This window comes from Crocosphaera sp. (genome assembly GCF_030064895.1).
Lineage (GTDB): Bacteria > Cyanobacteriota > Cyanobacteriia > Cyanobacteriales > Microcystaceae > Crocosphaera.
In genome coordinates this window covers 1-20050 of the sequence record NZ_JASJEB010000058.1, presented here as the reverse complement: position 1 = coordinate 20050, position 20050 = coordinate 1, and the positions used below count along the sequence as shown (strand labels likewise).

The window sequence follows — 20050 nt, the reverse complement described above, 5'->3', positions numbered from 1 at the left end:
GGACACATAAATTATATTTTAAGGGAACAGGGAACAGGGAACAGGGAACAGAAAAATGTCCTAATAGCTTTGGCGACTGCTATATCTTTAAAAATCCTCTACTAGATGTAGAGGATTTTTTTACTTTAATTGTTGAAAACATCATTCAAAATCCATAAGGTAAAATCAGGCTTAGATAAAATCAGGCTTAGAGGAGTCTATTTCTTTCTTCTCCGTTGATTCTATCTTTATCATTACAAGTGATTACGCAGCCCCTAATTTTCGATTATCAAATCCGTGCTACCTTACGTCGCAAACATCATAATCCTCCAATCTGGACAGACAATCATTGGCATGATTTTCAAATTACGTTACATCTTCGCGCTCAACGTAATCCATCTGATATGTATGGATTAGATATGGTCGAGATGGAAAAGCGATTACAGGAATGGGGAGAGCGTTTACCGATAATTGTCAACGATTGTCCCCTATGTCCTGGAGGAACAACAGAAGAACTCTGTTGCTACTTTGCTTCCATTCCTTTAGAAAGTGATATTACGTTAATTGGAGTTTCCGTCGCTGAAAATTCAGAACGACTCACTTATCTGTCGATTAGCCAGAAATCAAAAGGCTAGTACGTAAATTTCTCTACGAACAAAAAAATATTGCTCATCTGTTGGATACCCACCACATTAATGATCTGATCATTAATCCATATCTGATATCTTATCATGAGAATGATTATCATTCTCATGATAGTGTAAATTGATAATAATTATCGAAGTATCCCGAAAGAAATTCACTTAAGACTATGACTCCTCTAAATTTCAACCTATCCGATGCTCTGCCATCTTTACCAAAAAGTGGAATGCCAGTCACCATAATTACTGGTTTCTTAGGTAGTGGCAAAACCACTTTACTTAATCAAATTTTAGAGAATAAAGATAACCTGAAAATAGCGGTATTAGTTAATGAGTTTGGGGATATTAATATTGATGAGCAACTTCTTATTTCAGCCGAATCAGATATGATAGAATTGGATAACGGTTGTATTTGTTGCACCATCAATGATGGTTTTGTTAATACTGTCTATCGAGTTTTAGAAGCAGAAGAAAAAATAGATTATTTAGTCATTGAAACAACGGGATTAGCAGATCCATTACCAATCATCTTGAATTTTTTAGGAACAGAATTAAAGTTTTTAACTCGTCTTGATGCTGTCATTACAGTTGTAGATGCAGCCGCTTTTGATGCCAAACATTTTGATAGTCTAACCATTAAGTAACAATATAGCGTAGCATATAGGGGTAAATAGTAACTAAACGGACACGGTGTATCTAACCCCTAAGCAAGGACAAGAAAAATTTGGCTATCATCGGAAAATTTTATCTCGTTGGAACATAGTAAAATAGGTAAAGGAGTTCCCAAAGTGTTATGAAAAGAAAAGCCATCAATCAAGTGGATGAATATTCTGTTACCAGAATAGGTTACTGTGTTGGTGGTGATGTGGAAAAAGCTTCAATGATGGCAAAACGAGCGGGTCGTTTACGTTCAGATATTTGGAACAAATACGGTAGTCTAAAATGTTGGGGAATTTCCCATCAAAAGCTCTACAAAGAATTTCAAAAAAGCAATCCCCCATCAAAGTATAAACTACCTCAAAAGCAATGGCAGAAAACTTTTGAGAGAGTTATTAATGATATTCATGCCTGTATTGAAGCAGCTAAAACTATCGTAATCAGGAAAATTTATCGTTATTTTAAACCTGAAAAAGATAGGTTCGGAAAAGCAATAAAAGCTACTTCGTTCCGAGATGAATTGATTAAAAGTCTCAGAACTTTAGAATGGATGAAATATCCTTTACTTCATCGTTGGATGAGACAAGCTTATCATCGAGGTCATAGTTATGTTAATAATCAAATTTGTGTAGGAATTAGTAATGGTGCGGTGGTTAAAAGAATTAGCCGAAATGTTATTAGTGTCACCATTGGAGGGGATTTACTTGGGAAGCGGAAGTATGAAAAACTAACCCTACTATTTAAAGTAGGACGAATCACCCCAACTGGCTTATTTCAAATTATTTTTGATGAGCTAAATGATGAAATTAGACTACATTTTCCTAAAATTGTTAAAAGAAGTCCCTCGGTAGGAGTTGGTAAATGTGGCTTAGATAAAGGATACACAGAAGCTTTTACCGATTCTCATAATGAAATTTATGGTCAAGGGATTGGTAAGGTAATGTCCCAATCAGTGAAGAAAAGACATACCAGGGGTCAGGGAAGAAATAAGTTATATCAAATAGCAATGAAGAAAAATAAGCGACACATTTTTCAATGTAACTTGACGAAAAAACGTCACCAAACCTTAGAGAATAAGAAAAAACAAACTCTAACAACAATGGTCAGAACTGGAGTTAATCAATTCTTTGATAAGTATGAATATGCTATTACAGAAGACTTAAGTTTTGTTGTTAAGAACAAAAAGATTTCTCGGCGAATTAATCGTAATTTGGCCGAATGGTGCAAAGGAACACTACAGAAAGCACTCGACGAGATTTCCTACCGTCGTTCGTCATCAGTGACGGTAGTAAATGCAGCCTATACCTCGCAGGTTGATTCCCGTTTTGGAGTCCTTTTAGGAACTCGTTGTGGGGATCAATTCTTCACCTTTGATGGGGAGGTATTATCGGCTGATGGTAATGCTGCACGTAATATTGAAACAAGACTCGATGACCCTAAGATTACCCGATTTATGAAGTCGACTGATGTTAGAAAAGTTTTGATTGAGCGTACAGTATCCTTTTTGTTGCAAAGGGATTTAACCATATTTGATGCCATTGAAAAAGGTTGGTTTGACCCTAGGCATCTAAGAGGAATCGACAAAAGGGCAATGGGTTGAGAGTGAACCCCTAGGGGCTTAGATAGACTTCAAGGAGAGTGGCCATCATTCGTTTTTACTTGAACTCACTCAAGCCGAAAAGTAAATTACCGAGAGCGGTAATTAATAGACAAGCGAGATATTACGATTAACAACCTTTTATTCCGTTTTGCTGCTCACTCTAAAGCAATATCGGCCATCGCTGGTTCATCTTCTCGCTTGAGGTCATTTACTATGGAAAACATTAAGTATTGGATTTTGTGATAGGCTGCCTACAGTGTCTTGGTAAATAAGAGGAATCATGAATCCTAATACAGAAGAACTGATGCAACAATTAGAACAGCCATACGAAGGGGTTGAAATTAAGCCTTTATACACGGCTGTGGTTACTGTAACGCCAGGTTCAGAAGGACACGCTCGAATGTCAGGTCATGCAGAAAGTGCTGATGGATTATTAACTTTAGATCTTGCGATGCCACGAGAGTTGGGTGGGAATGGTCAAGCAACTAATCCAGAACAACTGTTTGCTGCTGGATATGCTGCTTGTTTTCATGGATCGCTTACATTGGTTGCCAGAAAGATGCGGGTTGATGCGTCTCAATCAGCAGTGATATGTGCGATCACGATCGGAAGAGATCCAGCAGACGGTGGATATAAACTTGTGGCTAATTTGAAAGTGGAGATGCCAAACTCAGAACGTGAAAAAGCAGAGCAAGTCGTGGCTCAAGCTCACCAACTTTGTCCTTACTCGAAAGCCATTGCTGGTAATGTTGATGTGAAGGTGGCAGTAGTTTGATTAGTACATTGTTTATGCAGTCGGCAGTAGAACAATTAGGTTGCAACGGAGGTGTGATTTCTTCGTCTATCGGCGTTATAATTGGTTATTCACTGTAGAAAAGCGATCTGCATTTTAATAACGCTTATTTAGTTAAAATGCAGATCGAAATAGTCTTTGAAATTGCTTGAACACTCCACCAACTAAATCAGAGATTATAGTTGGGGATTCTTTTTGCACCGAGTGAAGGTGTTACCGAGAAAGGTGGTGTCCGCACCGGACCGCAAGACTTTTGCTTGCCAATCCCTCAGTAAAAGCAATCTTATCGATGTAGATGATTACTTATAGGCAAAAGGTCGTGTCTCCGAATCAAATTCTTTACCGTACCTAGTAAATATGCCCTACCTAGCATCATAACACGAGTTGTGCTTTTTGCTAACCCCATCTAAAATCCTTGATTTAGATGGGGACTGCGCAAAAATTTATGTTCAAAATAGTTTGGCGAGGAACTGCTATCAGCTATAAACCATGCTGGTTTCCCCATTAGGGTGATCGATCAAAGTAATTCCCATTTCTTGTAATTGTTCCCTAATGCGATCGCTTTCGGCATAATCTTTAACTTTTCTGGCTGCATTACGTTCTTGAATCAATTTAGTGATTTGTGCTTCATCGAAGTTCTGGGTCTCTTCTAAGCCGACTTCAGATTTAGCTTCTAATCCTAAAATACCTGCCAAATGAACTAAAGTTTGCCATTGTCGTTGTAAATTTTCCCCATCGCTAGGGGTTTTACCTTCATGGGTTAAGAGATTTCCTTCCCGACGGAGATTTTTGGCTAGTTCAAACAAAACCGCTAATCCCCCAGGAGAATTAAAATCATCATCCACTGTTGCTTTGAATTGTTCTATAACAGCAGAGTCGAGTTCTTGGTTTTTCTCCCAACCTAATCTATTGCCATATTTTTCCCCAAAGAGTAAACCTTGCTCTAAAGTTTGCCAACCATTGGTTGCTGAACTAATGGCCTCTTCAGTAAAATCTAAAGGCTTGCGGTAATGTGCCTGTAAAACAAACAATCTAATTACCATTGGCTCTAGGGGACGATTTAATAACTCGCGAATTGTTGTAAAGTTCCCCAAAGACTTAGACATCTTTTCCCCATTCACCGTTACCATGCCATTATGCACCCAGTATTTAGCCAGGGGTTTACCATTAGCAGCTTCTGACTGAGCAATTTCATTTTCATGATGGGGAAACACTAAATCCCCTCCACCACCATGAATATCGATGGTTTCTCCTAATAATCCCCTCACCATAGCAGAACACTCAATATGCCAACCGGGACGACCCTCACCCCAAGGAGAATCCCAAGCCGGTTCTTCTGGTTTGGCACTTTTCCAGAGAGCAAAATCTGAAGGATGTTTTTTATGGCTATTTGCAGGATCGCTAACTGCTACTCTACCACTAGCCCCCGCTTGCATCATTGACTGGCTACGTCCAGAGAGTTTGCCATATTCTTCAAAAGCTTCCACATGAAAGTAAACGTCTCCATCCGCAGCATAAGCATAATTTTTTTCCAGCAATACCTGAATTAATTGTTGAATTCCAGAAATATTATCGGTGACCCGGGGATATTCATCTGCATCCATCACATTTAAGGGACGGATATCCTCAAAATAAGCTTCGATAAAACGTTCGGAAATCTCCGCCATCGATACCCCTTCTTTTTGGGCGCGACGGAGAATCTTATCATCGATATCGGTAAAGTTCTGCACGTAGGTTACTTCATATCCCCGCCATTGCAGATAGCGACGCACCATATCCCAGATAATATAGGAACGGGCATGACCTAAATGGCAATAATCGTAGACAGTCACGCCACAGCAATACATAGTAACTCTACCAGGGAGAAGAGTTTCAAAGGGTTCGAGGCGACGGGTTTGGGTATTGTAAATTTTCAAGGTCATCGATGTTATGGAACTATCTTTAAAGAGGGAAAGGCGGAATAGGGGCTAAAATGCCTTTTTGTAAGATTTTTGGGTTAGTTTAGACGATTCATATTTTTGGGTTAGTTCCTCTCCTGAATATTGATAACAATCATTATTTTATCTCGTTCTGAAAAATCTGAGACACGGATTTCAGGTTTTCTGATCACTGTGTGGGAAATTCCGAAAGTGTCAGAGACAGGTTCCTAATAGATTGACAATTCAAAGAATACCTCGAAACTGACGCTAACATATTTCCTTTTTGTCCAAAGTCCAAGAGATTATGATTCAAATTCTATTTTTTTGATCATACCAATATGGGCAGCGACAATTTGCCAGGTTGCCCTCTCTGAAAGATTCCACATTCTTGTGTAACGAAAGTCTCCGTTAGTCGGTCTCCCGTTATAACTACCGGACAACTGCATTCGTACTGAAACGATAGCTATCTCTTTATGAATTGAAATGTGTTGTTCAGAAGGTGTTAATTGATCAATCTTAAACAAACCTGATTCATGAGCAGCTAAATCATCATTTTTCGTGAGTAATTGTCCCAGATGGTTAGTAATAATAATGTCAGGGGCTAATAATTCATCTAAAACACTGACATCGCTGGCGAGCATGGCTTGTCTAAGACGTTCTTCAGCCTTAATATAGCAGTCGCCAAAGCTATTAGGACATTTTTCTGTTCCCTGTTCCCTGTTCCCTGTTCCCTTAAAATATAATTTATGTGTCCTAACTAGCCTGTCTATTGCTATAATTTGAATTTCAACAGTTTGAGTCATACTTAATTGTACTCTAAACTGATGCGTGGGTGGGAGAAAAATGGACAACAAGGGTATCTTGCCTCCTGCGGTAAATAACGAGCGCGGCATTCTACTATAACCATTAGTTTTATTTATAATTTATAGGGAAAATTAATGATTATATGATGAACAATTCAGTTAAATTTTGGGACAAAACGGCAGAAAGTTATTCACAACAACCTATTGCGGATGAGGCAGCTTATCAGAAAAAACTGCAAGTTACGCAGGAATACTTTAAGCCAGAGATGGAAGTGTTGGAGTTTGGTTGCGGAACAGGATCGACCGCTATCATTCACGCACCCTATGTTAAACATATCCGGGCAATAGATTTCTCGTCGAACATGATTAAAATTGCTCAGGGTAAAGCCGAGGCAAAAAACATCAACAACATCACCTTTGAACAATTGACTATCGAAGAATTAACTGTAGGTGATGAAACCTTTGATGTAGTTTTAGGGCTTGGTATTTTACACTTACTTGAAAACAAGAAAGAAGTAATTAGCAATGTTCACAAGATACTCAAAACAGGCGGAGTTTTCGTCACCAGTACGGTATGTTTGGGAGATACGATGAAGTGGTTTAAGGGTATAGCGTCAATTGGAATATTTTTGGGTTTGATCCCGTTAGTTAAAGTTTTTACCAGGAAAGAATTGGAAAATAATTTGATTGATGCTGGTTTTACAATTGACTACCATTGGCAGCCGAACAAAAGCAGACGCAAAGGGGTGTTTAAATTAAAAGGAGTGTTTATTGTTGCAAAGAAAGCGTAAGAAATTACAAAAATTTATTCCCATAAGTTAAACTGCGATCGCCTGAACTTTCAAAAACTATTCGTTAAAGCGATCGCACTTATTTACAATTGTGTTGGGTTCGGAGCATCACCATACACCGTTTTCGGGTCAAAAGTTTTCTCCGTTTCGGTAAAAATTAACTGAATTGGTTCCTGGGATTCACTTGCATTTTTTCCCGTAGGAATACTGCGATAAAAACAAGAACGATAACCGACGTGACAACTAGCTCCCGAACCAGCTACTTTAACCTGCATCCACAGACAATCTTGGTCGTCATCAATTGTTAAGTGGGCTACTTTTTGCACAAGTCCACTGGATTGACCTTTATGCCATAATTGCTGACGACTGCGACTGTAATAGTGAGCTTCTCCCGTTTCAATGGTTTTAAGTAACGCCTCTTCATTCATATAAGCGTGCATCAGCACATCACCCGTGTTGACATCGGTGGTAACCACTGGAATCAAACCATTGCAGTCGAATTTGGGAGCAAGAAACAAACCTTCTTCTACTTGTTCTACTGAAATTCTGGCACTAAATAGGGGATTCATATTGGCTCAACTTTTCAATTTTGATAATCATTATCCTGTGAAGTACCCCAACTAATTGCAAAGCAATATAGTTGGACGGTCGCTCCAATCACTCTGAGGTGTCCTCAGAATGCTCAACCTTGCTTTCTACCCTCAAGAACTACTGCCCTTGATATATGGTGTTTCAACCATCTGCTTAGGGGTAGATTTGGACACTTCCTGCCCTATATATCCATTAGAAGATTGTAGCAGATTTTCACTTTAATGTCGCAAGGAGGCTGACGCTATACTAATGTTAGCGATAGAGAGGAATTGCGACCGATATATTAACACGAAGTACAATGAATAATATAATGATTAATAATCATCATCAGCAACACAAATTCCTTTACATTTAATCCCATTACTGGCTGTTCGTTTACAATGAGGACATAAAATAGGGTCTTGCTTAGAGGAAGTTTCTAATATCTGTTTTTTCGTCGTTTTTTGCGACTTTTTTTGAGTGTTTTCTAAGGATGATATCATAATTTTAAATTTAATTAAATGGTCAATATTTAATGGTTGTATGTCGAACAAAAAGACTATTATTTCTGTATTATAATAAAAAATCACCACACATCAATGTCAAGTTTTCTGAGTAACTCTGAATATAGAACCCAAGCACATCACAGCACAAAATACTATCCACAATGGCTTCTCGCCAAGGTAAGATATTGATTGAATGAACTATGATCCTCTAAGCTTAGGATAATAATATTTAGGAGATAAATAATTATGGCTACCCAAAAAACCGAAACCAACGGCACTCCAAGCGCAGAAACCGCAAAAACCACCACTACTAGCAAAACCACCACTCGTAGTAGTCGTTCTACAGCGACAGCAGAAAAGCAGAGTAGTGCCTTATCTGTTAAAGAAAAAACCAGTACAACTGCTCAGGGTATTCAACTCATTACCGAACCTGGCCTTCTTCCTGGAAACCGTCCAGTAGAAGCTAGTCATCTGAAGATAGTCAGTACCTATAAATCTGTTGGTGCTGCTCGTCCCGTTGCTGCTGGTGATATGGAAATCTCGAATACCTTAACCATCTCTGGACAAAGACCAATCATGGTCAGTCATTTACAAGTCAGTGAAACCTATACAGTTATGGGTGATCGTCCCGTTGCTCCTAACGATATCGATGATCCAGCTTTATTAATGGGCTATCTTGATTAATGATAGAAAATCCCCAGGTGTTATGAAAATACCTGGGTTTATTCTTTAATCTTTCACTTTAAACACCGATATTTCCGTTTGTAAACTTTGTGCTGCATCGTTTAATCTTTCTAAGACAAGATGAGTATCGTGGAGAGAATAAGCGGTTTGTTCCGATCCTTCGCTTAACTGTTCCATCGCTTCACGGATATGTTGCGCGCTGCGAGATTGTTCTTCCATGCTTTTACTAACTAATTCAAAACGAGGAGTAATACTTTGCACTTGTTCGATCACTTGGGCAATTTGATGACTAATATTGCCCACATCTTGCACACTACTACTCACTTCTTTATTAAATTTATCCATTTCCATAACCCCCGTAGAAACGGCAGACTGCATTTCTTTGACCATCTGTTCAATTTCTAAGGTTGCTACTGCCGTTTGATCAGCTAAACGACGAATTTCTCTGGCAACCACCGCAAAACCAGCCCCATATTCCCCAGCTTTTTCCGCTTCAATTGCAGCATTTAAAGATAATAAATTGGTTTGATCGGCTACTTTGGTAATAGTTAAGACCACACTGTTAATATTGTGAGCTTTTTCACTCATAACTCCCAATTTAGAAGCAATAGAAGTAGTTGCTTCTGCCAGTTGACGCATGGTAGTTTCCATCCTCCCCAAATCATCTTGACCTTGATTTGCTGCGGTGGCCGTACTTTGGGACAGTTCCGTAATTTGCTCCATAGTATTAACTAATTCTTCAGAAGTATTAGCAATTTCTTGTGCCGTTGTTGTTACCTCATTAGTGGAAGCAATTTGTTCCGTTAAAGTAGCTTCTAATTCTTTCCGAGAAGCAGCCATTTGTGTGGTTGAACTGGTAATAGCAATACCCGATTGTTGCACCTTAGAAATCAAAGAATTAAGGTTAAAAATCATGATTTTTAAAGCTTCTAGAAGTTGTCCTATTTCATCATCAGAAACTACCTCGACTTCTCCGGTAAGATTACCATTAGAAACCTCCTCTGCCAGTTGAACCGCGTGTCCTAAAGAGCGAGTAATGGTTCGAGTAATCCAGTAGCCTAAACTGATAATTGTAATAATACTAATGACGAACGTAACAGAAACAATATTAACAGTATTTTGTTGATGTTGCTTCGCTATTTTGGCAGAATCTTGTGATAAACCAACCACCTGGTTAACGAGAGCAATATTTTTATCTTTGAGTCCATCTTGAGAAGACTGAACTCTGCTGCCAATATTTCTAGCAGAAGCGATGTTATTCCTATTAATTAAACTAAACACCTCCTCAGCCCCAGTATTATAATTAATATGAGCTTGTTCGTAATCGTTCAAACTACTGGCTATCGCTTGAAAATCACTTCTATCTTGTGGATTATTAGCAAGATCTATTTGTTTACGAATGAGACTTTGTGAAGATTCGATCGCAGTACGAACACGACTTTGATTATTAAGAAAGTTAGTACGAGATTGATTAAAATTAGTTTTATTAGACGGGTTATCAACACTATTTAGTCCAGCGATATAAGCTTTCTCAAAGTTAAGCACTTGTTCTAGTTGATTTTCCTGCATTAAAATCAAATTTTGAATCAAAGACAAATCCTCTTCTGACATTTGCCTAACTTCGGCGTACAACTTAGACATTCCCACCCAAGTAACGATGGCACCGACTCCCATAATAAAAGCAGAAAATACCAACAGTCCCAATAACTTGGATTCGATAGTCATCGATTTATAAAATTTAATCATGTCAACCTTGAAGATTATTTAATCGTTGAATGCGATTTTTTAGTATAGCTGCCCCTTGTTTATCTCCTTTACTTTCTAGTAGTAAGGCTAAATGAACTAAAGCTTTGCGATAATTTGGCCGCAGGTAGAGTGCTTTTTGGAAACATCGTTGAGCTTCTTCTTGGTTATCTTGCGCCTGAGAAATTTCCCCCAACAAGACATAACCCTCAGCATCAACCGGATTTCGTTGGAGATAAGTTTGACAAGATTGGGTTGCTTCTTTTAATTTTCCCTGATTAGCGAATTTTTGGGCCATTTCTAGAGAAGAAACTTGGATTTTTTGTTTTGGGGATGTTGAAAGAGGAGGTGATAATATTTTTTTTGTTGTCGATGGCCTGAGAGGTTTACGAGTTTGGCGTAAGTTTAAAGGAACTTTGGCCCTAGGGAGAGAAAGTTTTTCATAGGCAAAAGCCGAAGGATTGGACATAAAGCGAAAATTAGGACTTTTAATTAAGTTGGTTTCTACAGCACCAACGAATAATAATCCTCCTTCCCAGAGAATACTGTCTAAGGTTTTGAGAACGCGATCGCGGGAAACCTGATCTAAATAAATCAATAAATGACGACAAAAAATGACATGATACGGAGGATGATTCGCTGGCCAAGCAGACAGTAAGTTTTTATTAGAGAACTTAACTTGACGGCGAATTGAAGGGGCAATTTGATAACGGTTTTCCTCAACCTCAAAGAAATGTTGATAATCCACTTGATCGTGAGAACGAAAAGAGTTTTTCCCATAAATCCCTTTTTTAGCAATGGCTAATGCTTCTTGACTAATATCCATCCCTTCAACGCTAAATTGTCGTGAGGTTAAAGGCGAATTTAGTAATGTCATGGCAATGGAGTAGGGTTCTTCTCCTGTTGAACAAGGAACACTGAGTATTCTTAGGGTTTGTTGGGAAGCCGATGGAAGCCATTGAGTTTTAACATAGTGACTTAATAAAGAAAATGCCCCTCGATGGCGAAAAAACCAAGTTTCTCCAATGACGATTTCTTCAACCAATTCTTGAAATTCATAGGCTGAAGATTGTAATCGTTGTAAATAATTTGATAGCTGATTGACACCACAAGCTTGTTGACGGATATTGACCGCCCTAATTAACTGATGCTGACCAATTTTATCTGGGCCTAAACCGATTTTTTCTGCCAGTAACTTCTTAATCCCTTGATAGTCTTGGTTCATCATTTTTGTCAGTGTGGGCGATTTTCTGATAACAACCAGTTTCTTTGGGTATTTGAGAGTAATTGATCAACCCGTAACGTTTGAATCATACCGTCCTTTTCAGGAATAATCTCTCCAAAGTAAGCTGCTATCTCAGAGGTGACTTCTTTGGATCTCCATTCGTTTTCTGATTTATAGAGGGTGTCTGTTACTCGTTCTGCCATTAGTCCAAGGTAGCGACTGGTGCCATCAGCCATAGGATAATTTACTATGATAATCCTTGTACTCAGACAATGACGACAGGGATATTCCCCAATTAAATAACATAAATCGATGGCTGGTACTATTTTACTACGATAGTTAAACACCCCGGCTACGTATTTTGGGGCTTGGTAGAGTTTTCTCAGTAGTACTTGTGGAATGATTTCCACGACCTTTTTACTATCGATGGCGTATCTTTCATCACCTAGATGAAATAACAGTAAGAGCATTTGGTGGTTATATCTCGGGTTTTATATTATCTATTATCCATATTATCCATTATTTTTTAATAATAAAAAATCTCTCTAGAAGAACTAGAGAGATAATCTTAAAATAAATTCCAATTGTCTTTAAAACAAGTTTTAGAAGTAAATTGATCCACCCCAGTAAGAATCTAATTTAGGTGCTACTAGAATGTAACCCGAGACATCATAAACATCATCTTCGGTGAAATCTTTTAACTCTGGATAAATGTCAGGACGCGTGACGTTAACATGGAATTCAGTATAGTCGTCCTCTCCATCGTAACTGGTAGGATACTTTAAATAATCTACGATGGCTAAAAGATTATCACGAGGAGGTTCGGCCCCTTCTAAGTCCTCTACCCCCAGACTCACGTTATTATTGGTTTTGGTTTTGCCTTGTAAGTGACACTGGGTACATTCGCGAATAAACAATCTGTTACCATTGGCAATTTGTTGATCACTTAGAGTAATAGGTTGTCCGTCTTCATTTAAAGGGATAGTGCGAGTGGCTTCGTCTAGTTCTAAGGCACTGGCATTATGGATGGGAAATTGTAAAAAGAAGAAGACAGCAGCGATCGCTGTCAGGATGAGTCGTTTTACCATTGTTCTCCTGCAAATTATAATTTTGTGGGTATATTAATCTTTGCGCGCATTACGGCTTTATCAACAATACCATAATTCTACTGTTTCAAATCCCCATTGATATTTTCAGAGGAGGGATAAAGTCGGAGTTATAGAGAACAAAGGGGTTTTTGGCTTGGGAAAAGACCTTGTCTCTCAGAGAAATTAACAGGTCTGATCTTAATTTGACAACAGAGACAGTTTTTTTAACTGTTGCGCAACAGTAGAGAGCCAGCGATGTCCTTCTAAATGACTATAGGTATTTTTCTACAGTTTCAATTTATGGGAACTCTTTATAGTGAACTTGGTTCGGATATTGTGATGTGGTACATACTGAAGACGAGTGTCTTAATGACCAACGAGTCAGTTTTTGATATCATAACCCGTAAAATCATAATTAGTTGATTTCACTTTAGTGGTGTGTGAGGAGAAGTAATGGTGAAAACCGTAGATTTTAGTGGACGGCCGTTTCATTTTATTGGTATTGGTGGCATCGGTATGTCAGCTTTAGCCTATGTCTTAGCAAAACGGCAATTACCTGTATCGGGGTCTGATTTGCGTTCAACCCATATTACTGAACGATTACAAGGGGTTGGGGCGCACATTTTCAGTCGACAAGAAGCGACCAATTTAGAATTATTTAGCAATAGTCCAGAACAAATATTAGAAACCGTATCGGTGGCAGCCAATGGTAACGATTTAAGCTACCGCAACGGTCATACTGAAACGTTTGGGGACTCTAATATTTTATCTTTTAATAAAACGTTACCTCAAGTTATCTGTTCAACTGCCATCAGCAACAGCAACTCAGAATATGCTGCAGCTAGGGAAAAAGGTTGTCCTATTTTCCATCGTTCCGATGTTTTAGCTGCTTTAATTCGAGATTATCAAAGTATTGCGGTGGCTGGAACCCACGGCAAAACCACCACCAGTAGTTTAATTGGTTATATGCTGCTCAAAGCAGGGGTTGATCCCACTATTATTGTTGGGGGTGAAGTGGATGCTTGGGAAGGAAATGCTCGTATTGGTGCCAGAGGAGGTTATCTCGTGGCAGAAGCGGATGAGTCCGATGGTTCTCTCACTAAGCATTATCCTAACATTGGTATTGTTACTAATATTGAATTAGATCATCCCGATCACTATCAAACCCTGGATGATGTAGTTAAAACCTTCCAAATTTTTGAAACCCAGTGTGATATTTTAATCGGTTGTCTCGACTGTGAAACCGTCGCAACTCAACTTACTCCTTCCATTACTTACAGTTTAGATAGCAATAAAGGAGCAGATTACACCGTTAAAGAACTAAAGAGCGATCATAACGGTACAACAGCACAAGTATGGGAAAAAGGGCATTATTTAGGGGAAATGCGCCTAACTATCCCTGGAAATCATAATTTTAGTAATGCTTTAGCTGCAATCGCTGTCGGACGAAAATTAGGCTTAGAATTTTCTGTCATTGCTGATGCTTTATTGACCTTTGCAGGAGCAAAACGACGCTTTGAGCAACGTGGCCATTGTAACGGTGTCACCTTTATCGATGATTATGCCCATCATCCTAGCGAAATTGAGGCCACCCTTTCTGCTGCTCGTTCTAAAGTAGATGGTAAGAATATTTCTCGTGTTGTAGCTATTTTTCAACCCCACCGCTATAGTCGAACAGCGACCTTTTTAAAGGAATTTTCTGCTTGTTTCAACCATGCTGATCTCGTATTTTTAACCGACATCTACAGTGCCGGAGAGGTCAACCTACATAACATCAGTGGCCAAGACTTAGCGATCGCAGTACAAGATAATCATGCTCAAGTCATCTATGAGCCATGCCTAAAGGCTTTAAATGAAGCCTTACCTAGTTTACTGCAACCAGGAGATTTAGTGCTGTTTTTAGGTGCAGGCAATCTCAATCAGATTATTCCTCAAGTCATTTCCCAATATCAAGCAGCTTAGTTCAGTTCACAGTTATCAGTTATCAGATCAAAAGCATCTTACTGTTAACTTGTACCTAATAAGCAAAAACAGTATAAAAACTCACAAAATAGCTAATTATTCTTGATTTTAAGCCAAAATTAGGAACAATTAGTTTAATCTTTAGTCGTCTTTCTCAGATTACCCTCATTAACTGCCAATAGCCATGATTAATGCTTTTAACCCTTCGTCTGAACCCATAATCTACCCCAATGTTTCCCTTGCCTCTCATACATCTTATCGAGTTGGTGGACAAGCTCAATGGTATGCTGCTCCTAGAGACTTCGAGCAGTTACAAGAAACCTTTGAATGGTTCCAAAAACAAGATATTCCCTTGATGTTATTGGGAGCCGGTTCTAATCTCTTGATCAGCGATCGCGGAATCGAGGGATTAGTCTTAAGTACCCGTTATCTACGTCATCGTCGCTTCGATGAGGCCACAGGACAAGTTACCGTAGCAGCAGGACAACCCATTGTTAGTGTCGCTTGGCAAGCAGCCAAACGGGGTTGGAGTGGCTTAGAATGGGCTGTGGGTATCCCTGGAACCGTTGGCGGAGCAGTGGTAATGAATGCAGGGGCGCATAATCAATGTACGGCTGACTGTTTAGTGAGTGCGGTGGTAGCATCTCCAGATGGCAAAGTAGAAACCTTGACCCCAGAAGATTTAAACTATAGTTATCGTACCTCTGCTTTACAAGGAGGCAAACGGTTAGTTATCGAAGCCACTTTTCAACTACAACCTGGCTTTACTCGCGAAGAAATAACCGCTAAGACACAAGAAAACCTTTGGAAGCGTAAAAGTTCTCAACCCTACGATAAACCCAGTTGTGGCAGCGTTTTCCGTAACCCTAGCCCTTATGCAGCCGGTTGGTTAATCGAACAATTGGGATTAAAAGGCTATCGGGTGGGAGATGCAGAGGTTTCTCAACGTCATGCCAATTTTATCTTAAATTGCGGTCAAGCCAAAGCTCAGGATATTTTCCGTCTCATTAATCATATTCAAGAAAAAGTCCAGTCTCATTGGTCTTTATTGTTAGAACCAGAAGTGAAAATTTTAGGGGAATTTTCTGCTCTTTAGGGAGACACCGGAGACGGGGAGACGGGGAGACTGGGAGACTGGGAGACTGGAAGATGGGGGAGCAGAATATTGATATTGTTCTAGTATTCCCTGTTGCTGAGGTTGTCGAAGTACACTTCCCTCACTTCCCACACTCCCCACACTCCCCACACTCTAATCAATTTCGGGTTAACCATTTCTGCCCGTTGAGGCGTTGTAAAGTATATAAAACCATCAAATCGAGGGTAACTTTACGCTCATCGATCATAAAAGATTCAATGGTACTTGGAGGTTTGCCATTAACGGCGTAGGAAAAGGCTTTTGGTCCTTTTATATCCTCTTTGGGGAAGTAGATGTTAAATTGTCGTTTTCCCTGATTCCAAATACCAATGACTTGCCAACAAGCTTCATCAGACATTGCTCCGGGAATAGAAACAGGAGCTTTGGTAAAGGATAATTCAAGATCGTTTAGTCCTTCTTTGGTTAAACTTTCTTTGAGAGTAGGGGTAAAATGCTCCTCCATGAACTCGGTGAAGGGTTTTTTCTCGATCGCAGGGGGTTTTTCTTTTTTTGCGGCTGGTTTTGTTTCTTCTGCCATAGTTGTGCCTCTAATTTTTCCATTACTTATTCTATCGCTAGAATAACTACTGACTCGCAACACCATCTTCACGGGCAGCTAATTCCACCGCACTAGCTACAGCATGAGAGACCCGCTCATCAAACACAGAAGGGATAATATGTTGCCCATCCAACTGACTGGAATTAACCAAAGAAGCGATCGCTTTAGCAGCTTCTAAATACATACGCTCGGTAATATTTTTGGCACGACAATCTAATGCCCCTCTAAATACTCCAGGAAAGGCTAAAACGTTGTTAATTTGGTTCGGATAGTCACTGCGTCCTGTGGCCATCACCGCTACATCATTCATGACTAACTCGGGTTGAATTTCGGGGATGGGGTTAGCCATAGCAAAAACAATAGGATCTTTGTTCATTGATCTCACCATTTCTGGGGTTACCACTCCCGGCGCACTCACCCCTAAAAAGACATCGGCCCCTTGCATGGCATCTTCTAAGGTACCACTGGCACTAACTGCGTAAGCTTGTTTTTGGGGATTCAAATCGTTGCGAGAGTGAGAAATTAAGCCTTTGGAGTCGCATAACCAAATGGTGGTAGCCCCAGCAGTTCGCAATAGGGAGGCGATAGCCACACCAGCAGCCCCGGCTCCATTAATGACGATTCGTACCTCTTCTAGGGGCTTACGGACTAATTTCAGGGCATTAAATAAAGCGGCTAGGGTAACGATGGCTGTTCCGTGTTGATCGTCGTGGAATACGGGTATATCTAATTCTTGGCGTAATCGTTTTTCAATTTCAAAGCAACGGGGGGCGGCAATATCTTCTAAATTAATTCCCCCAAACACCGGGGCGATGCGTTTGACGGTTTCGATAATTTCTTCTGTGTCTTGGGTGGCTAAACAGATGGGAAAAGCATCCACGCTGGCAAACTCTTTAAATAACATGGCTTTTCCTTCCATGACCGGTAATGCTGCTTCGGGTCCGAGGTTGCCTAACCCTAACACTGCACTGCCATCGGTTACCACTGCCACCGTGTTATGTTTAATGGTGAGATTATAGACTTCTGAAGGTTCACGAGCGATGGCTTTACAGATACGGCCTACTCCTGGAGTGTAGGCCATAGCCAAGTCTCCTTGAGAATGAAGCGGGAGACGACTTTCTACGGTAATTTTGCCTTTACGGTGTAGTTCAAAGGTGCGATCTGATACTTTTAATATTTTGACGTTGGGAATTTCTCTAACGGCTGCAACAATTTCCTCAGCGTGTTCTTCACTGGATGCTTCGATGGTTATTTCCCGTTGGGTAATTTCGAGATTATGCTCAATTAAAGAAATTTCTCCTAAATTTCCTTTGGCCCCTGCAATGGACTGGGTAACGTTGGCTAGGGTTCCTGCAATATTGGGTAATTCGATGGTCAATGCAAGGCTATAACTTGCGTTTGGGTTGAGGTCTGGCATGTAACTCCTTAGCTGCATTAGTAGTCATTCGGTCTGAGATGGATGCGATCGCCTGACTATCATTTCTTTTGTTTCCTTCTTAGTTTATCCCCTAAATTGGGCTATTCTAATTCTTTGAATAATAGTTTAATTTCTTCTCCCTCATGGCAATTTTCAATTGAGTGTATTAATATTTTGTTTGAGTGAGTGTGGGGAGTCTCGCGAATGTTGACATTTTAATGTTTAATCTATCTATAGCATTACAAAAAATGGTTAGGATACATATATTTTTGTTTTGGGAAACAGGGAATAGAGAAACAGGCAACAGAAATAAATAAAATCTTCTGACATTAATGCGTAGGGCTATATGCAAGTAAAAACTTTCTTTTCTCAAAGGAAGTTCTCTGTGTACTAAAATATCGGAAATTTTATCCTATTATAGTCTCTATGGCAGTCAGTAATGATATGTGATAACCGAGAATATATAAGGACATGATAGTATAATATCCGTAATAATTATGCCCCTATAGGGGTAAACTACATTGTGTTTTACCCAGCAAGCTCATTTTCTCATAAGTGAAACCTGATTGCTTTAGCTCTCTTAATTGTTTTGTTATCCAATTACCCTATGTCTATTACTAAAGAAATTAATAGTTGTCCTCAAGTTAACAGTTCAGATAATTTTTTAGATAGTATAGAATCCTATTTACAAGAATTTATTGCTCCTGTTGCTTTTGATATTGATCAATCACCTACTGCTTTAAAAAAGGCTTTACAAGGATTAATCAAACTCTCTTTATTATCTGTCAGAATTCCTCAATCTTGGGGTGGTTTAGGATTAGAACCAGAAAGGTTTTATTTATTGCAACAATTATTATCCCAATATTCAGGGGCATTAGCTTTTTTACAACTGCAACATCAAGGGTCTATAAATGCTCTTGTGAACAGTAAAAATGAGCCTTTAAAAAAACAATATTTATCAAAAATTGTTGAAAATAATTTATTGTGTGGTCTGGGTTTTTCTCAACTCAGACGGGAGGGTAAACCCATGATTACGGCAACTCCTATTCAGGGGGGATATAACATCATAGGAAAAGTTCCTTGGATTACAGGGTTTAATTTTTTTGATGTCTTTATTTTAGGTGCTAATTTGCCCGATGGTCGAGAAATTAGAGGAATTATTCCTTTTACTCCCTCGTCTCAAGTTAGGTTTAGTGCGCCGATGAAATTAGGAGCAATGCAGTCTACTAATACTGTAGAAGCTATCTTTGAAAACTATTTTTTGTCTTCAGAAAGTGTGGTTTCTATTGCTCCTGCTGGAGCAATTCATGATAATGACAAAAAGGTTGTTCTCTATCCCAGTTTTTTAGTTTTGGGTTGTGCTAAAGCTGGTCTAGATATTGTTAAAAAGGCAGCAGAAATAAAACAAATTAGTTTTATTGAAAAATCCTATGATATTTTGAGTAAAGAATTGCATGATTGTCAAGATAAAATTAGACAAAAAATGCAAGTTGATAACCGTTTTTTTGAAGATGATTTAAAGTTAAGAGTTTGGGCGATTAATTTAGCTCAAAAATGCTCAAAAGCTGCGTTAATTGTTTCTAGTGGTGCTGCCAACTATTATAATCATCCTGCTCAAAGGGTGTACAAAGAAGCTCTTGTTTTTAGTGTTTTTACTCAAACTACTGATATTATGAAAGCGAGTTTAGAACAATTAATTATCGATAGTGTATAATTATTTTTGGGGTTTAAAATTTCTTAAAAAGCAATAAAAAACCTCAGTATACTTGAGGTTTTTCGGAGACAAGATGAAATCAAATAGCAAAGTAACAACAGCAAAAAGTTAAATGATACATCTTCAGAGTATTTTCAAACAGCAAGTCTTTATGACAGAGTGACTTGTTCTTGTCTATATCTAGTCTTCCCAAAAATGAATCGTTTCCTATCACCCATTAGAAAATTAATTCTTAAAGAAAAAAACCTCAGACATAGAGACTGA

18 protein-coding genes and 1 pseudogene are annotated in these 20050 nt (G+C 39.0%); 9 read left to right on the top strand and 10 right to left on the bottom strand.

Going from position 1 to position 20050, the window contains the following annotated elements:
* The first annotated feature begins 239 nt into the window (after positions 1 to 239).
* The 4 genes and pseudogenes from QNJ66_RS14040 (at position 240) to QNJ66_RS14025 (ending at position 3652) form a co-directional block, all read left to right on the top strand.
* Complete coding sequence (locus QNJ66_RS14040) at positions 240 to 614, top strand: hypothetical protein (RefSeq protein WP_300507950.1); 375 nt, start codon at positions 240 to 242, stop codon at positions 612 to 614.
* 176 nt (positions 615 to 790) lie between these two features.
* Positions 791 to 1249 (top strand): annotated as a pseudogene (locus QNJ66_RS14035) (GTP-binding protein); the annotation flags it as partial.
* A 164-nt stretch (positions 1250 to 1413) separates the two neighbouring features.
* A complete protein-coding gene (locus QNJ66_RS14030) occupies positions 1414 to 2877 on the top strand; it encodes a transposase (protein ID WP_300507948.1) in 1464 nt (487 codons plus the stop codon).
* 280 nt (positions 2878 to 3157) lie between these two features.
* A complete protein-coding gene (locus tag QNJ66_RS14025; RefSeq protein ID WP_300507946.1) occupies positions 3158 to 3652 on the top strand; it encodes an organic hydroperoxide resistance protein in 495 nt (164 codons plus the stop codon).
* A gap of 494 nt (positions 3653 to 4146) precedes the next feature.
* On the opposite strand, the gene cysS is transcribed toward QNJ66_RS14025, so the two are convergent.
* Both cysS and QNJ66_RS14015 read right to left on the bottom strand, forming a co-directional pair.
* Positions 4147 to 5592 carry a cysteine--tRNA ligase gene (gene cysS, locus QNJ66_RS14020; protein WP_300507944.1) on the bottom strand — a complete coding sequence of 482 codons (1446 nt, stop codon included), beginning with the start codon at positions 5590 to 5592 and terminating at the stop codon, positions 4147 to 4149.
* Positions 5593 to 5891: 299 nt separating this feature from the next.
* Positions 5892 to 6392: a nuclear transport factor 2 family protein gene (locus QNJ66_RS14015; RefSeq protein ID WP_300507942.1), complete on the bottom strand. Its 501-nt coding sequence runs from the start codon at positions 6390 to 6392 to the stop codon at positions 5892 to 5894.
* A 143-nt stretch (positions 6393 to 6535) separates the two neighbouring features.
* Here QNJ66_RS14015 and QNJ66_RS14010 point away from each other — a divergent pair, with 143 nt between their 5' ends.
* A complete protein-coding gene (locus QNJ66_RS14010; RefSeq protein ID WP_300507941.1) occupies positions 6536 to 7183 on the top strand; it encodes a class I SAM-dependent methyltransferase in 648 nt (215 codons plus the stop codon).
* 83 nt (positions 7184 to 7266) lie between these two features.
* On the opposite strand, the gene hisI is transcribed toward QNJ66_RS14010, so the two are convergent.
* Together hisI and QNJ66_RS14000 are read right to left on the bottom strand one after the other, a co-directional pair.
* Positions 7267 to 7752, bottom strand: a complete 486-nt coding sequence (hisI, locus tag QNJ66_RS14005; protein ID WP_300507939.1) for a phosphoribosyl-AMP cyclohydrolase — start codon at positions 7750 to 7752, stop codon at positions 7267 to 7269.
* A gap of 336 nt (positions 7753 to 8088) precedes the next feature.
* Complete coding sequence (locus QNJ66_RS14000) at positions 8089 to 8256, bottom strand: hypothetical protein (RefSeq protein ID WP_300507937.1); 168 nt, start codon at positions 8254 to 8256, stop codon at positions 8089 to 8091.
* A 249-nt stretch (positions 8257 to 8505) separates the two neighbouring features.
* On the opposite strand from QNJ66_RS14000, the gene QNJ66_RS13995 reads away from it, so the two are divergent.
* Positions 8506 to 8943: a hypothetical protein gene (locus QNJ66_RS13995; RefSeq protein ID WP_300507936.1), complete on the top strand. Its 438-nt coding sequence runs from the start codon at positions 8506 to 8508 to the stop codon at positions 8941 to 8943.
* 45 nt (positions 8944 to 8988) lie between these two features.
* On the opposite strand, the gene QNJ66_RS13990 is transcribed toward QNJ66_RS13995, so the two are convergent.
* The 4 genes from QNJ66_RS13990 to psbV all read right to left on the bottom strand — a co-directional run bounded on the left by QNJ66_RS13990 (position 8989) and on the right by psbV (position 12999).
* Positions 8989 to 10668, bottom strand: a complete 1680-nt coding sequence (locus QNJ66_RS13990; protein WP_300507935.1) for a methyl-accepting chemotaxis protein — start codon at positions 10666 to 10668, stop codon at positions 8989 to 8991.
* A gap of 22 nt (positions 10669 to 10690) precedes the next feature.
* Positions 10691 to 11914, bottom strand: a complete 1224-nt coding sequence (locus QNJ66_RS13985) for a CheR family methyltransferase (RefSeq protein ID WP_300507933.1) — start codon at positions 11912 to 11914, stop codon at positions 10691 to 10693.
* Positions 11915 to 11919: 5 nt separating this feature from the next.
* On the bottom strand, positions 11920 to 12381 hold the full coding sequence (locus tag QNJ66_RS13980) for a chemotaxis protein CheW (protein WP_300507931.1): 462 nt from the start codon (positions 12379 to 12381) through the stop codon (positions 11920 to 11922).
* 132 nt (positions 12382 to 12513) lie between these two features.
* Positions 12514 to 12999: a photosystem II cytochrome c-550 gene (gene psbV / locus QNJ66_RS13975; RefSeq protein WP_300507929.1), complete on the bottom strand. Its 486-nt coding sequence runs from the start codon at positions 12997 to 12999 to the stop codon at positions 12514 to 12516.
* A gap of 453 nt (positions 13000 to 13452) precedes the next feature.
* Between psbV and murC the strand changes: the two genes are divergently transcribed.
* Together murC and murB are read left to right on the top strand one after the other, a co-directional pair.
* Entirely contained in the window at positions 13453 to 14961 is a 1509-nt protein-coding gene (gene murC, locus QNJ66_RS13970; protein WP_300507927.1) for a UDP-N-acetylmuramate--L-alanine ligase, read from the top strand.
* Positions 14962 to 15145: 184 nt separating this feature from the next.
* Positions 15146 to 16057, top strand: a complete 912-nt coding sequence (murB, locus tag QNJ66_RS13965; RefSeq protein WP_300507926.1) for a UDP-N-acetylmuramate dehydrogenase — start codon at positions 15146 to 15148, stop codon at positions 16055 to 16057.
* Between the two features lie 157 nt (positions 16058 to 16214).
* On the opposite strand, the gene QNJ66_RS13960 is transcribed toward murB, so the two are convergent.
* A complete protein-coding gene (locus QNJ66_RS13960; RefSeq protein WP_300507924.1) occupies positions 16215 to 16634 on the bottom strand; it encodes a DUF2996 domain-containing protein in 420 nt (139 codons plus the stop codon).
* Positions 16635 to 16680: 46 nt separating this feature from the next.
* Positions 16681 to 18072, bottom strand: coding sequence for an NAD-dependent malic enzyme (locus QNJ66_RS13955; protein WP_300507923.1), 1392 nt, complete (start codon positions 18070 to 18072; stop codon positions 16681 to 16683).
* A 607-nt stretch (positions 18073 to 18679) separates the two neighbouring features.
* Between QNJ66_RS13955 and QNJ66_RS13950 the strand changes: the two genes are divergently transcribed.
* On the top strand, positions 18680 to 19786 hold the full coding sequence (locus tag QNJ66_RS13950) for an acyl-CoA dehydrogenase family protein (RefSeq protein WP_300507921.1): 1107 nt from the start codon (positions 18680 to 18682) through the stop codon (positions 19784 to 19786).
* Positions 19787 to 20050 lie beyond the last annotated feature (264 nt).

Bases quoted from the DNA above. Each gene is read 5' to 3' on its own strand.
- QNJ66_RS13960 (WP_300507924.1), bottom strand. From the start codon at position 16,634: ATGGCAGAAGAAACAAAACCAGCCGCAAAAAAAGAAAAACCCCCTGCG.
- murC (WP_300507927.1), top strand. From the start codon at position 13,453: ATGGTGAAAACCGTAGATTTTAGTGGACGGCCGTTTCATTTTATTGGT.
- QNJ66_RS14030 (WP_300507948.1), top strand. From the start codon at position 1,414: ATGAAAAGAAAAGCCATCAATCAAGTGGATGAATATTCTGTTACCAGA.
- QNJ66_RS14015 (WP_300507942.1), bottom strand. From the start codon at position 6,392: ATGACTCAAACTGTTGAAATTCAAATTATAGCAATAGACAGGCTAGTT.
- QNJ66_RS13955 (WP_300507923.1), bottom strand. From the start codon at position 18,072: ATGCCAGACCTCAACCCAAACGCAAGTTATAGCCTTGCATTGACCATC.
- QNJ66_RS13980 (WP_300507931.1), bottom strand. From the start codon at position 12,381: ATGCTCTTACTGTTATTTCATCTAGGTGATGAAAGATACGCCATCGAT.
- QNJ66_RS13985 (WP_300507933.1), bottom strand. From the start codon at position 11,914: ATGATGAACCAAGACTATCAAGGGATTAAGAAGTTACTGGCAGAAAAA.
- QNJ66_RS14010 (WP_300507941.1), top strand. From the start codon at position 6,536: ATGATGAACAATTCAGTTAAATTTTGGGACAAAACGGCAGAAAGTTAT.
- QNJ66_RS13990 (WP_300507935.1), bottom strand. From the start codon at position 10,668: ATGACTATCGAATCCAAGTTATTGGGACTGTTGGTATTTTCTGCTTTT.
- murB (WP_300507926.1), top strand. From the start codon at position 15,146: ATGATTAATGCTTTTAACCCTTCGTCTGAACCCATAATCTACCCCAAT.
- cysS (WP_300507944.1), bottom strand. From the start codon at position 5,592: ATGACCTTGAAAATTTACAATACCCAAACCCGTCGCCTCGAACCCTTT.
- QNJ66_RS14000 (WP_300507937.1), bottom strand. From the start codon at position 8,256: ATGATATCATCCTTAGAAAACACTCAAAAAAAGTCGCAAAAAACGACG.
- QNJ66_RS13950 (WP_300507921.1), top strand. From the start codon at position 18,680: ATGTCTATTACTAAAGAAATTAATAGTTGTCCTCAAGTTAACAGTTCA.
- QNJ66_RS14025 (WP_300507946.1), top strand. From the start codon at position 3,158: ATGAATCCTAATACAGAAGAACTGATGCAACAATTAGAACAGCCATAC.
- hisI (WP_300507939.1), bottom strand. From the start codon at position 7,752: ATGAATCCCCTATTTAGTGCCAGAATTTCAGTAGAACAAGTAGAAGAA.
- psbV (WP_300507929.1), bottom strand. From the start codon at position 12,999: ATGGTAAAACGACTCATCCTGACAGCGATCGCTGCTGTCTTCTTCTTT.
- QNJ66_RS13995 (WP_300507936.1), top strand. From the start codon at position 8,506: ATGGCTACCCAAAAAACCGAAACCAACGGCACTCCAAGCGCAGAAACC.